Source organism: Bacillus bruguierae (genome assembly GCF_037104725.1).
GTDB lineage: Bacteria > Bacillota > Bacilli > Bacillales > Bacillaceae_G > Bacillus_A > Bacillus_A bruguierae.
Genome location: NZ_JBAWSX010000004.1, coordinates 38,103 through 51,289, shown reverse-complemented (window position 1 = coordinate 51,289; position 13,187 = coordinate 38,103). Strand labels below are relative to the sequence as shown.

Below are 13,187 nucleotides of genomic sequence, written 5' to 3'. Positions count from 1 at the left end.
TTTGACCGTGCTTAATATAATAAAAAAGGTGATGAAGAAATGACAGAATCAAAATCGAGGAGGATAGCATTGAAAATAGGAACATTCAAAATAAACTGGGCTGGTCCTCAATTTGCCGATTATAGTCTTGCGATCGTAAACCGAAGTATTTGTAAATATCTTCAGCAAGATCATCAAATTGACCTTAGAATAAAGGTGCCTGAGTCAGAGAAGTTGAATTCCCAATCTCTTACAGCAGTAGAAGAAAAGGAGAGATTTTTGCCTTTTCCTGAAGCAGATTTTACAATTGTTCACCAGTGGCCGCCCGAGTGGACGATGCCAAAAAGCAGGCATTGGATTTGTATGCAGCCATGGGAATATGGTGCAATCCCCAGAGAATGGTATATCCCTATGAAGTATTGGGCAGATGAAATCTGGGTTTACAGTGCATACAACAAGGAAAGCTACACACGTTGCGGTATTCCTGAAAACAAAGTTCATGTGATTCCCCTTGGTGTAGATGAAAAAATATTTCACAACGGTGTTGAAGCTCTAGCTTTAGAACCCTCCTCTTTTCGCTTCCTATTCGTCGGGGGAACAATTGGCCGTAAGGGAATCGATATTCTGCTTCAGGCCTATCTTAATGAATTTACTGCAGAAGATGATGTTTGTTTGTTCATCAAAGATACCGGGACTCAATCTTTTTACAAAGGAATAACGCTCGAGAAAATGATTCTTGAAGCAATGGCTAATCCAAGTAATCCAAGTATTATATACATGGATAAGGAATTTTCGGAAGCGGAGCTGGCGGGATTGTATAAAGCGTGTGATTGCTTAGTTCATCCATACAGAGGAGAAGGATTTGGGTTGCCGATTACGGAAGCAATGGCTTGTGGCATCCCGGTAATTGTACCGGATAAAGGATCGTGCCGGGATTTTTGTAACGAAGAAACAGCATTCTTCGTTTCCTCAAAGGAAGTTGCTTTACCAGAGAAAAAAGTAAGTAATCTCGATACGGTAGATTATCCATGGTGGTTATCAATTGACAGGAATGATTTGCAGAAGGTAATGCGATTTGCCTACGAGAATCGTACATTGGTTAAGGAGAAAGGACAGAAAGCTAGTAAGCAGATCTTATCCTCATTTACCTGGAAAAAGAGTGCACAGGCCGTTTCCGATAGAATAAAACAGCTAGCTCAGAAGGAATTGAATCCGAAACCAACCGCGGAAGATATCATTAAAATGGAGCTGGAACATGGAAATGAACTGTATGCAGAAAACCTTATCGATGATGCATTAGAGATATATCTGAATATTTTATCTGTATATCCCTCATTACTTATGACAAGGTACAATGTAGCAGTCATTTATATTAGACAAAAAAACTATAAATCTGCAATTGAGCATCTCGTTTATATTGCCAATAACATGGAGCGAGAAAATAAGGATTTTCAGGAGAAGATCTGGCTCATGATGAGAACTTGTTATTTGGAAATATAGTTCTTTTAATAGGGGATTAAAATTTTTATAACGAAGCAAAGCAAGGCAGTATTACTCAGGAATTTAATAGGAGGAGGTTCATTCGTATGAAAACAGCTCTTATTACTGGTATTACAGGGCAGGATGGTGCTTATTTAGCAAAATTCCTTTTGGATAAAGGATATCGAGTGGCCGGTTTGTTTCCGCGGCGCAGTTCCAACACATCTTGGAGATTAGATTTCTTGAACATAACCGATGAGGTGGAATACGTGGAAGGGGATGTGACTGATCTCCCATCGCTCTTAAGAGCTTTAAAGCTGACAAAACCTGACGAAGTGTATCACTTAGCAGCACAAAGTTTTGTCGCTTCATCCTGGAAGCAACCGATTTTGACGGCACAAGTCACAGGTATTGGTGCCCTGAACATATTGGAAGCTATTCGAGAAATCGATCCTGGAATTAAAATGTACCAAGCTTCTTCCAGTGAAATGTACGGAATGATCCAGCAGCCTGAACAGACAGAAGAAACTCGTTTTTATCCAAGAAGTCCTTATGGCGTATCTAAGGTTTTTGGTTACTGGATGACGAAAAATTACAGAGAAAGTTTCGATATGTTTACCTGCAATGGAATTCTGTTCAATCATGAATCACCGCTTAGAGGAATTGAGTTTGTCACGCGAAAAGTCACCGACGCTGTAGCTCGGATTGTTGCTAGGCAGCAAAAAGAACTTCGTTTAGGAAATATTCATGCAAAACGAGATTGGGGCTTTGCTGGGGATTATGTGGAAGCGATGTGGTTAATGCTCCAACATGACTCACCGGATGATTATGTAATTGCAACTGGAAGAACTACAACAGTTGAAGAAATGTGTAAAATCGCCTTCAATTATGTGGGATTAAATTATCAAGATTACGTTGTTATCGATCCACAACTTTACCGTCCGGCAGAAGTGGATTTACTTCTTGGGGATCCGACTAAGGCCAAGAGCGAATTAGGCTGGACAGCTAAGACCAGCTTAGAACAATTGATCCAAATGATGGTTGACGCTGACTTGGAACGGGTTAAGTAAAGGACACTATATATAAGTTAAAAACTTCTTTCTTTTTAGGGAGAACGAGAGCATCTGGCTGCGTATAGAAACGGTCAGGGCCTTTTCCTACCACATGCAATGTTTTAAAACAAAAGGAGAAAGCAAGTAGCTGGTCATGCCGTATTTTGCATAGCAGCGACTTATATGTCGAAAAATTAAAATGGATATATATAGGGTGAAACAGAAGCACCTTATATTAGGTTACAAGAATAGAAGTAGGATTTAGAGGTAACGAAAGCATATTGAAGCGGGGGGCTTACGATTGCAATATTATAGCCAGATTGGCCAGGATAAATTTGTGAACGAAAAAATATTCCGGGAAATGGAAAATGGTTTTTTTGTCGACATTGGGGCTCATAATGGAATACATCTCAGTAACAGCTATTTCTTTGAACAGCACAAAAATTGGAATGGTATTTGTGTTGAGCCAATACCAGAGGTATTTGAATTATTGAGTAAAAATAGGAAGTGCATTTGTATAGAAGGAGCGATATCCAATGAAAATGGATATCAAGACTTTTTACAGATACAAGGGCCAGTAGAAATGCTTAGTGGCCTGGTTGATAAATTTGATTTCAGAGATAAAAAAAGAATAGACATGGACTTACAAGAGCGTGGTGGAAGTTGTAAGGTTATCAAAGTTAAAACATATACCCTGCAATCTATTTTGGATGATCACAATGTTACTCATATTGATCTATTAAGTGTTGACAGCGAAGGAGCGGAATTAGCAATTCTTCAGTCAATTGATTTTAAAAAGGTGAAGATTGAATGTATTGTAGCGGAAAATAATTATCAAGAGAAAAGTGTGCAAGAATTTCTAGCAATGCAGGGTTACAGGTTAGTAGAAAAATTACCATTTGATGATATATTTCTGTATAACAAGAGTAAGTTTTCAGTCATATAGTCCAAGAAGCTTAACTTTTATTGATAGTACAGCTTGATAAAATTCTAGAAATTTAAGTAAACCGGATAAAAATATTCAAATATCTACGAATGGGGAGGTAGCTTTGTGACTGAAAGTAATCGTTTTTTACTAATCAAATCTTGGAAATGCGGTTTCTGGTCAGCTATGGAGCATGTTGCTGGTCAACTTTTAATTGCTGAACTCACCGACCGCATTCCTATTATTTTTTGGGGAGCCGATTCTTTGTATGCTTCTGAGGCTCCATTAGTTAAAGATGCATTTACAATGTACTTTTTGCCTGTATCAAATTATTCCGTTTATGATCTTGAAAAAGGAAACTACACCTACTATTCATCAAGATGGAATCGAAATAATTTACGCTTGCCAGGTGAATTAGACTTTTCAGGTGCACAAGATATACCTGGTCTTTTTAATAGGTCAGAAAATGTAATAGTAAGTAATGTTCACATGTCTATACTGTACTTTACACAATGGATTAAAGAAAATCATCCAGTATATGGTTTAGAGTTTCATGATATACACCGCTATCTTTATAATAAATATTTTAAACTGCAACCGTATCTGTCCGGTGAAATCGAAGATTTTTATCTTAAGAATATGAAAAATAAGCACCCTATTTTAGGAGTGCATATTCGTGGCAGTGACAAAATTGATGAAATTCCGAATTTATCTCAACTTAATGACTTATATCCGCAAGAAATTGATAACTATCTAAAAAATAACCCAACAGCATCCATTCTTTTGTTAACAGATTCCGAGAGTATTTTAGAAAAATATAAAGAGTTATATGGCGATAAAATAATCTGTACTGACAGTATGCGAACACCTTATGATACTATTCCTCTGCACCAGTTACCTTATTATCCCACAAGGCTGAAGGGTATTGATATTATTACAGATACTTATCTCGCTACGAAATGCGATCATTTTATTGGCGCCAGTTATTCTAATGTTTCCTTAGCAGTCTTTCGCCTTAAAGTTTGGCCGGAAGGAACAATTAAGCTTATTCAGCACTAGAATAAGTTCAGCATATTCAATAAGTCACTGAATTCGCTTTAAGTAAGAAAGTTAAGACATAGATATATAAAGGGAAGGAATGTTTGTGAACGAAAATAATCGTTTTTTACTAATCAAAGAGTGGGGATGCGGTTTCTGGTCAGATGTAGAGCATGTTGTCGGACAGCTTTTGATTGCAGAACTTACCGGTCGTATTCCTGTAACTTTTTGGGGAGAAGGTTCTTTGTATGCTTCTGAACATTCGCTGTTTGAAGACGCATTTACGATGTATTTTTTGCCTGTATCAAATTACTCCGTTGATGATCTTGCACATGAGTATTACACATATTATCCACCCAGATGGAATCGTGATAATTTACGATTGAGGGATATTCATGATGTAGTCGATGTAGCTGATTATTTTACTAAATTAGAAAATGTATTGGTAAGTACCCGTCACATTTATGTACACGATTTTACACAATGGATTAACAAAAGTCACCCAGCATGTCGTATGGGGTATCCAGATGCATACAGCTATCTGTATCAAAAATATTTGAAATTACAACCTTATTTATCTGCTGAAATCGAAGATTTTTACTTTAAGAATATGAAGCATAAACATCCTTTGTTAGGGCTGCATATTCGTGGCAGTGACAAAATTAACGAGTTTCCCCATTTATATCAGCTTAATAACTTATATCCTCTTGAAATTGATAATTATCTACAAAATAATCCGACGGCTGCTATATTTTTGCTTACAGATAGTGAAAATATTTTGGCAAGATATCGAGAGTTATATGGTAATAAATTAATTTATACCGACTCCATACGAACATCTGATGAAAATTTTTCAGTGCATGCAGGATTACCTTTTTGTAACAAACAACAGAAGGGGATAGATATTATTAAAGACACGTACCTTGCCACGAAATGCGATCATTTTATTGGTGCCAATTATTCTAATGTTTCTGTAGCGGTTAGTTGTCTAAAAGATTGGCCGGAAGGGACAATTAAGCTTATTCAGTATTGAAAAATTGACAGCATATAATCAGTATCGAATGAAATCACTAAAGAACTTTAAGACGAGAAAACTTAGTAATACAATACAATATAATATAAAGGGAAGGAATATTTGTGAACGAAAGTAATCGCTTTTTGTTAATCAAAGCTTGGGAAAACGGTTTCTGGTCAGATATATCACATGTTGCCGGTCAACTTTTAATCGCTGAACTCACCGACCGCATTCCCATCATTTTTTGGGGAGCCGATTCTTTGTATGCTTCTGAGGCTCCATTAGTTAAAGATGCATTTACAATGTATTTTTTGCCTGTATCAAATTATTCCGTTTATGATCTTGAAAAAGAAAATTATACCTGCTATCCATCAAAATGGAATTATAGTAATTTACGTTTTCCAGGTACAAAAGATTTAACAGATTTGGAGTATGTAGCTATAGCTAGTGTTTTTGGTAGACCTGAAAATGTGTTGGTAAGTAATGTGCACATTTATGTAGACTATCTTACACAATGGATTAAAGAAGGTCACCCGGCATATGGTTTGGGGGTTAAAGATGTATATGACTATCTTTATCGAAAATACTTTAAATTGCAACCTTATCTATCTGCTGAAATCGAAGACTTTTATCTTAAAAATACGGAAAATAAATATCCTATTTTAGGAGTGCATATTCGTGGTAGCGACAAAATTAATGAGCGTCCGGATTTATATCAGGTTAATGACTTATATCCGCAAGAAATTGATCATTATCTAATAAATAATCCGACAGCATCTATTTTTTTGCTAACAGATTCTGAGAGTATTTTGACAAGATATAAAGGATTGTATGGTAATAAATTAATTTATACTAACTGCCAGCGAACACCTTATGATCATGTTTCTGTGCATAATGGTGGTGTACCTTATTATAGTACAATACAGAAAGGTCTAGATATTATTAGAGATACGTATCTAGCCATGAAATGCGATTATTTTATCGGTAATCATACTTCTAATGTTTCAGTAGCAGTCAGTCGTCTAAAAGATTGGCCGGAAGGAACAATTAAGCTTCTATAAATAAGCCTATTAAGAATGAAATGAAAACAAGGAGGTATATGCATGAATCAACCGCTTGTCAGTATTATTACTCCCTCTTATCAACAGGATAAGTTTATTCAAGAAACGATTGAAAGTGTGCTTTCTCAAGATTATCCTAATTTAGAGCATATCGTCATTGACGGAGGGTCAACAGACAGCACAGTAGAAATTTTACAGTCATACAATTACCTCGGAGAACGTTTTCGCTGGGTATCAGAAAAAGATCGGGGGCAATCTCATGCCATTAATAAGGGACTTGATATGGCCAAAGGAGAAATTATAGGTTGGCTGAATTCGGATGATACTTATATGCCTCATGCTGTAAAAAGAGCGGTGTCTGCTCTGCAGCAAAATCCGAAATGGGGAATGGTATATGGACGAGCAAACTATACGGATGAGCAGAGTGAGGTGCTTGGTCCCTATCCTGTTGAGCCTTTTAATCGAAAGCGGCTATACGAAGGATGTATTATTTGTCAGCCTGCGGCATTTATACGTAAAGAAGTATTTGATACGGTAGGCGAAATAGATGAGCAATTTCATTTTTGCATGGATTACGAATTATGGATGAGAATTTCCAAACATTATCCGATCGGTTTTATTAAAAATGTTCTGGCAACTTCCAGAATGCACAAGGATAGCAAGACCATGACAAAATATTTTGATGTCGGACTCCCGGAAATCATTAGAGCAAGTACTAAAAATTATGGATCTACTTCGGATCAATGGCTGAATCAATATTTTTATTATATAGTATCACAGAATCCCGAGAAGTTGTGGAAACAGCTGACGCGTTCAGAAGAGGATAAGAACATATTGTAGTTAAGAAAGGATTTGAAGCGGAGTTTCTGAAGAAGATGACTTCGCTTTTTTAGTTATTATTGGAATCCACAGCACACTGTATAGATGGCTCGAACGAAAAATAAAATAGGTGTTCTAAGGAGTAGTGCGTACTAAAAAATACATAGTTTAGTCTTTCAAAAAGAAGGGAAAGTGTGAGGGTATACACTGTTCCTTCTTTTTGAACGTGCCAAGAAATTGTTATCGTAAGGCTGATATAGAGTGGCAGGCACTTGCTTGAAGTGGTAATCAACACAATAATTTTAACGAAAGGGAGTTCAATATGACTTGCCTCATAATGATAGAACTGTAGTAACGAGGTTATTTGTATACGTAGGGGATCCAATTTGATTTTCTACCATTTGTACTGCCTTTTGGATTGGGTGAAATAAACCCTAGTATTCATGTTTTTTTCCACCGTTGCCATAAAGTTAAGGTGTTCTGCTGAGCTGACCATCCTAACCAGAATTAACCTCTTCATACTTGCTCAACGTTAGAAGAGGTATGAAACCAATCTTGATGATTCATATACCAGTCAATCGTCATTTTAATTCCCCTGTTAAAAGGAGTATTTGGCTGCCAGTTGAACCCGTTTTTCATTTTTGACCAATCAATTCCATACCTTCTGTCATGACCCTTTCGATCGGTTACGAATGCAATTAAATCATGGCTTTTTCCTATATAATTCAATATGATTTTCACAATTTCAATATTTGATTTCTCATTACTTCCACCAATATTATAGATTTCTCCTGGCTTTCCGTTCACCATAATAGTATAGATTGCCTTGCAGTGATCTTCGACAAACAACCAATCTCTTACGTTCTGTCCATCACCATAGATAGGTATTTTCTTATCATGAAGGGCATGAAAAATTACTTTCGGGATGAGTTTTTCGGAATTTTGGTTTGGACCATAGTTGTTGGAACATCGTGTAATCATTACCGGAATTTTATACGTTCGATAAAAAGAATGGATAAGTAAATCAGCGCTTGCTTTACTTGCTGAGTAAGGATTATTTGGAGAAAGAGGATGGGTTTCTTTAAATGGATGCTCATTTACTTTTAATGATCCATATACTTCATCTGTTGAAATTTGCAGCATTTTTTTTGCTTTACCATCAAGAACTTTTTGAAGCAAGTAATAGGTGCCTAATACATTCGTATGAACAAACGAGTGTGAATTTTCGATACTACGATCAACGTGTGTTTCTGCTGCAAAATTGATAATCATGTCGTATGTTTGATCAAATACTTTATCTAATTCGTCTTTTTTCGTAATGTCAACTTTGATAAAACGGTAATTTGGATTGTTTTCAAAGTCCTCAGTATTTTCTTTGTTTGATGCGTACGTTAATGCATCGATATTCGTAATACTGACATTCGTGTTTTTCAGCAATAACCGAATAAAATGTGAGCCGATAAACCCGCATCCTCCAGTAATTAATAGGTTTTCAGTCATTAGTTATCCTCGCTCTCTCTTTCTTTATATCCTGATAAACGAGAGAATTGGCTTTGAATAAAGCTTCATATGTTCCAGCATCAATCCACCAATGTCGAAGAAAATCATAGGTTAATTTATTTTTCTCTATATACATGTTATTAACATCCGTGATTTCTAATTCACCCCGTTTGGATGGAACAATTTTCTCAATATAGTCAAATACTTTTTTATCATACATATACACACCAATTACACAATAATTGGTTACTGGTGATAATGGTTTTTCGTCAATTGAAGTGATAATTTTCGTCAACTTATTTAAGGTTGCTATTCCGTATCGATGTGGATCCGGAACTTCCTTAAGCAATACTTTTGCTCCATCTTTTTGATATTTAAACGATTGGATGTAAGGTTTTAATGAATCTTTATAAATGTTGTCACCTAGTAATACAATAAACTTTTCTTTTTTAACAAAATCTTTTGCCAAATATACTCCATCCGCAATGCCATTAGCCTCCTTTTGAACTTTATACGTGAGTTTAACTCCGTATTCTTCACCAGAACCTAAAAGAATGATAAAGTTGTCTAGTTCTTTTGGATTTGTAACAATCAAAATATCAATAATTCCAGCTTCTTTTAACTTTTGAATAGACCAATATATCATCGGATACGGACCGACTGGAAGTAAATGTTTATTAATGATTTTTGTAAGTGGTGCAAGCCTTGTACCGTGTCCACCTGCTAAAATTATTCCTTTCAAAACTTTCACCTCTTTAATGCTGTACGAATGCAAAGAATAACAGCAGTAGCATCCTATGGTTTTTTCTTATTACACTATGTATATACAGCCTATTTCGTTACATTGAAAGTCTTTGAATATTTTAGAGTAGAATAACCCTGCTGTCATAAAAGTTCAGTAAGCATTTCTTATTACGTAAATTCTGTGTACGAAGAGGGCTTCTATGTTTAAAAAGATTGATTGGAATCACGGATCGTTTAGGGCTTAATAAAATAGTCAACGAGTTTGAACTCGCTGACCGAATATTATTGATACAGCTAAATCCTTGAACAATTGCATCATTTAAATACTTTTTTTGAAAAGAAAACCTTTATTCTGTGATTGGGCATCCTCTAGCTTCCATGATTCAAATGAATCAAATGCATCTATGATATCGTATTTGGTCCTAAAAAAATAAAGAAATTTATCTAAATTAAAAAACCATGCCGGGTAGCTGGCTTCATATATTTCAGGGGGGACAATCTGAAGGGTCATACGGTCTTCAACATCAAAAAATGGAGTTCTGTCAAATAGAATGAATTTAAAATTATATTTCATCACTTGTTCTAAAAATTCGTATGGCTTCTCAAGATATTGAATCACACCTGAAAATAAGATCAGATGGGGATTTTCCATTTGCACGCATTCGTCTATACTATAGTAAAATTTCAAGGGACCTTCTTCGAACAACTGTTTCCCACAGTCTACAAAATGTTTTTGCTCAACGATATTCCAGCTTAGCTCATCTAAATGCTTAAGAGAATTTCGGCACGCGTAATATGAGGAACCTAAAGAACCACCGAAATCAAGGATACGAAGTTTATTCTTGTTACAAGAAGCGATATGCAATAAACAGCGAATTAAGGGCTGCACATATTCGCACTCATTAAACAGTATGGAGTCTCTCTCGCATAGTGCTTCTCCCGATTTCACTTTTAATGCTGCTTCTTTTACTTTATCTAAAATTCTCGATGTATCATAACCGGTTGATATTTCCTGTATTTCCTGCCATGAACTGTAATTTCCTGAAAAACCGTATATTTTACCTGTCATACCGTTAACCTCCATTGAATTTTTTAATCCAGAACCCCTCTCATATACCGCTTCTCCTAACTTAACCTTTAATAATAACTTCTTTCAGATTATCTAATATATCAAATTTCCTGATTTTCCGTAGTCTTTGCGGGCCTATCATTCTTTAGATATTTTATGTTGAAAATGTTCTGTTGTTCAAATACTCTTGAGCCTACTGAAAAATGGGATATCGCCTCGGTCTAGTATGATTAGGTTGTATATTTTAGAAGCACGGTAAAAAATCATTCTACTTACATGCTATGTGTGTATATAAATAGTGTGAGGTGATAATATGGCGGCGTTTTCCGGTAAAAGTGTTCTAATCACAGGTGGAGCTGGTTTTATTGGCAGTAATCTGGCGATAAGAATGATTGATGATGGTTCACGAGTTACTTTAATGGATTCTCTAATACCGGAATTGGGTGGGAATTTATTTAATATTGAATCTGTACGCAATCAAGTAAATATTGAGATTTCTGACATACGTGACTGGTCTAGTTTATCCGATATAGTACGTAATAAGGATTATATTTTTAATCTTGCCGGGCAAGTGGGCCATAGATACAGTATGACCAATCCACTGCTGGATATGGAAATTAACGTGATGGGACACCTGATGCTCCTGGAAGCATGCAGGCAATATAATCCGGATGCAGTCGTTTTATATACCAGCACACGTCAATTTTATGGGCCGCCACAATATCTTCCCGTAGATGAAAGTCATCCTCTTAATCCTACGGATATTAATGGAATCAATAAATTGGCAGCAGAACAATATTATTCTCTGTATGCAAAGATATATGGTTTAAAAACAGTTTCTCTTCGATTAACAAATACCTTTGGTCCGCGGCAGTTTGTAAAAAATGCGCAGCAAGGCTTTATGGGGTGGTTTATCAATCGTGCAATAAACCGTGAGAGCATTCAATTATTCGGCAGCGGCAGACAACTTCGCGATTTTAACTACGTAGATGATGTTGTTGAAGCGTTAATGTTAGCGTCACAAACGAAAACTTGTTATGGAAATGTTTATAATCTTAGCGGTGAAAAGGCTAGTTTAAAAGAGGTAGCGCAGATTTTAGCTGAAATTTGCGGCGATTTGAAAATTGAGACTGTACCTTTTCCTAAAGAGTACAAGGAAATTGATATTGGCGATTTTTACGCTGAATCCACCCGATTTCATCAGGAGAGCGGATGGGTTCCTCAAGTGAATTTGTATGATGGGTTAGTCAGGACTATAGAGTATTTTAGAAAATATAAAGATTATTATTTGTAGATGGAATCAATACGTAAGAGAAATCACAGATGATGTCCTTACATTTTGCAAGCGAGGGGAAATCATGAAAATCCAATTTTTTAATTTACAGAAAATAAATTTAGAAATTGAAGATGAGATTAACCAGGCTGTGCAAACCGTTATTCATCGTGGAGAATTTATTTTAGGTCAGGCAGTAAAAAAATTCGAAGAAGAACTAGCATACTATCTGCTTGGTCATGATCAAGGGTATGTTACAGGGTGTAATTCAGGCACAGATGCATTGATATTATCTCTGCTTGCGGAAGGGATTAGTGCGGGTGATGAGGTAATAACCGTTTCTCATACTGCAATCCCAACTGTTGCCGCAATTTGTGCGATAAGAGCAAAACCTGTTTTTGTCGATATTGATCCTGAAACTTGGGTAATGGATATGTCTAAAGTAGCATACTCAATTACGACTCAAACGAAGGCAATCGTTCCTGTTCATCTCTATGGAAATATGGCAAATATATTCGAACTAAAGAATTTGTTACGGGATATGAAAAGAGAAGACATTATAATCGTTGAAGATGCTGCGCAAGCTCATGGATCAAGGTTAAATGGGGCACATGCGGGAACAATTGGCGATTACGGTGCATTTAGTTTTTATCCGACGAAAAACATCGGGGCTTTAGGTGATTCAGGCGCTGTCTTTTGCAGAAGCAAGGACAATGACAGCCGTTTAAAAAAACTTCGAAATTACGGTCAGAAAGACAGGTATCATCTACAATTAAATTACGGCATTAATAGTCGTCTTGATGAAATCCAAGCTGAGATATTAAATATCAAATTAACTTATTTAGACAAATGGAATGAAAGGAAATCAAGAATCATGGATGTTTATCGTACTGAGTTTGCAGATTTACCACTATTTTTTCAAAAATGTTGCGCAGGATGCAAGGCTGCCTGGCATTTAGGTGTAATAGCACTTCAAGATCGTCTGACCCGCGATAGATTAGTCGAATACTTACGTTTACATGGAATTGGCACCATAATTCATTATCCGGTACCTGTTCATAAACAAACAACATTTTCTTCAAATCCAGTCAAGCGATTATCTGTAACTGAGGATTTGGCTGATCGAATATTGTCATTACCAATGAATCCGGCATTGCTTTATGAAGAACAAGAACATGTGATTAAAACAGTACGCTCATTTTTCACCAAAAAGCTTTGAAGGGAGAGAAAAAT

The 13,187-nt window shown here is 36.2% G+C and carries 12 protein-coding genes; 9 read left to right on the top strand and 3 right to left on the bottom strand.

The features are described 5' to 3' along the window. Positions 1-69 precede the first annotated feature (69 nt). The 7 genes from WAZ07_RS08975 (at position 70) to WAZ07_RS08945 (ending at position 7,389) form a co-directional block, all read left to right on the top strand. Positions 70-1,479 carry a glycosyltransferase gene (locus WAZ07_RS08975; protein ID WP_336472158.1) on the top strand — a complete coding sequence of 470 codons (1,410 nt, stop codon included), beginning with the start codon at positions 70-72 and terminating at the stop codon, positions 1,477-1,479. 86 nt (positions 1,480-1,565) lie between these two features. Continuing rightward, entirely contained in the window at positions 1,566-2,528 is a 963-nt protein-coding gene (gene gmd / locus WAZ07_RS08970; protein ID WP_336472157.1) for a GDP-mannose 4,6-dehydratase, read from the top strand. Between the two features lie 283 nt (positions 2,529-2,811). After that, positions 2,812-3,456, top strand: coding sequence for an FkbM family methyltransferase (locus tag WAZ07_RS08965; protein ID WP_336472156.1), 645 nt, complete (start codon positions 2,812-2,814; stop codon positions 3,454-3,456). A 105-nt stretch (positions 3,457-3,561) separates the two neighbouring features. Beyond that, a complete protein-coding gene (locus tag WAZ07_RS08960; protein WP_336472155.1) occupies positions 3,562-4,494 on the top strand; it encodes an O-fucosyltransferase family protein in 933 nt (310 codons plus the stop codon). 85 nt (positions 4,495-4,579) lie between these two features. Then, on the top strand, positions 4,580-5,506 hold the full coding sequence (locus WAZ07_RS08955) for an O-fucosyltransferase family protein (protein ID WP_336472154.1): 927 nt from the start codon (positions 4,580-4,582) through the stop codon (positions 5,504-5,506). A 104-nt stretch (positions 5,507-5,610) separates the two neighbouring features. Beyond that, positions 5,611-6,549 carry an O-fucosyltransferase family protein gene (locus WAZ07_RS08950; protein WP_336472153.1) on the top strand — a complete coding sequence of 313 codons (939 nt, stop codon included), beginning with the start codon at positions 5,611-5,613 and terminating at the stop codon, positions 6,547-6,549. A 42-nt stretch (positions 6,550-6,591) separates the two neighbouring features. Continuing rightward, positions 6,592-7,389, top strand: coding sequence for a glycosyltransferase family 2 protein (locus WAZ07_RS08945; protein ID WP_336472152.1), 798 nt, complete (start codon positions 6,592-6,594; stop codon positions 7,387-7,389). A 495-nt stretch (positions 7,390-7,884) separates the two neighbouring features. Here the strand turns inward: WAZ07_RS08945 and rfbB are convergent, their stop codons facing one another. From rfbB to WAZ07_RS08930, 3 genes are all read right to left on the bottom strand, one after another. Next, positions 7,885-8,868: a dTDP-glucose 4,6-dehydratase gene (rfbB, locus tag WAZ07_RS08940; RefSeq protein ID WP_336472151.1), complete on the bottom strand. Its 984-nt coding sequence runs from the start codon at positions 8,866-8,868 to the stop codon at positions 7,885-7,887. After that, entirely contained in the window at positions 8,861-9,610 is a 750-nt protein-coding gene (locus WAZ07_RS08935; RefSeq protein WP_336472150.1) for a sugar phosphate nucleotidyltransferase, read from the bottom strand. The genes rfbB and WAZ07_RS08935 overlap by 8 nt, the downstream gene beginning before the upstream one ends. Before the next feature lie 321 nt (positions 9,611-9,931). Beyond that, positions 9,932-10,681, bottom strand: a complete 750-nt coding sequence (locus tag WAZ07_RS08930) for a TIGR04325 family methyltransferase (protein ID WP_336472149.1) — start codon at positions 10,679-10,681, stop codon at positions 9,932-9,934. A 313-nt stretch (positions 10,682-10,994) separates the two neighbouring features. Between WAZ07_RS08930 and WAZ07_RS08925 the strand changes: the two genes are divergently transcribed. Both WAZ07_RS08925 and WAZ07_RS08920 read left to right on the top strand, forming a co-directional pair. Further along, positions 10,995-11,975 (top strand): NAD-dependent epimerase/dehydratase family protein, encoded by a 981-nt coding sequence (locus WAZ07_RS08925; protein ID WP_336472148.1) that lies wholly within the window; start codon positions 10,995-10,997, stop codon positions 11,973-11,975. A gap of 64 nt (positions 11,976-12,039) precedes the next feature. Continuing rightward, a complete protein-coding gene (locus tag WAZ07_RS08920; protein WP_336472147.1) occupies positions 12,040-13,173 on the top strand; it encodes a DegT/DnrJ/EryC1/StrS family aminotransferase in 1,134 nt (377 codons plus the stop codon). Positions 13,174-13,187 lie beyond the last annotated feature (14 nt).

Excerpts from the sequence above, each read along its gene's own strand:
- gmd (WP_336472157.1), top strand. The coding sequence starts at position 1,566 with ATGAAAACAGCTCTTATTACTGGTATTACAGGGCAGGATGGTGCTTAT.
- WAZ07_RS08945 (WP_336472152.1), top strand. The coding sequence starts at position 6,592 with ATGAATCAACCGCTTGTCAGTATTATTACTCCCTCTTATCAACAGGAT.
- rfbB (WP_336472151.1), bottom strand. The coding sequence starts at position 8,868 with ATGACTGAAAACCTATTAATTACTGGAGGATGCGGGTTTATCGGCTCA.
- WAZ07_RS08930 (WP_336472149.1), bottom strand. The coding sequence starts at position 10,681 with ATGACAGGTAAAATATACGGTTTTTCAGGAAATTACAGTTCATGGCAG.
- WAZ07_RS08925 (WP_336472148.1), top strand. The coding sequence starts at position 10,995 with ATGGCGGCGTTTTCCGGTAAAAGTGTTCTAATCACAGGTGGAGCTGGT.
- WAZ07_RS08920 (WP_336472147.1), top strand. The coding sequence starts at position 12,040 with ATGAAAATCCAATTTTTTAATTTACAGAAAATAAATTTAGAAATTGAA.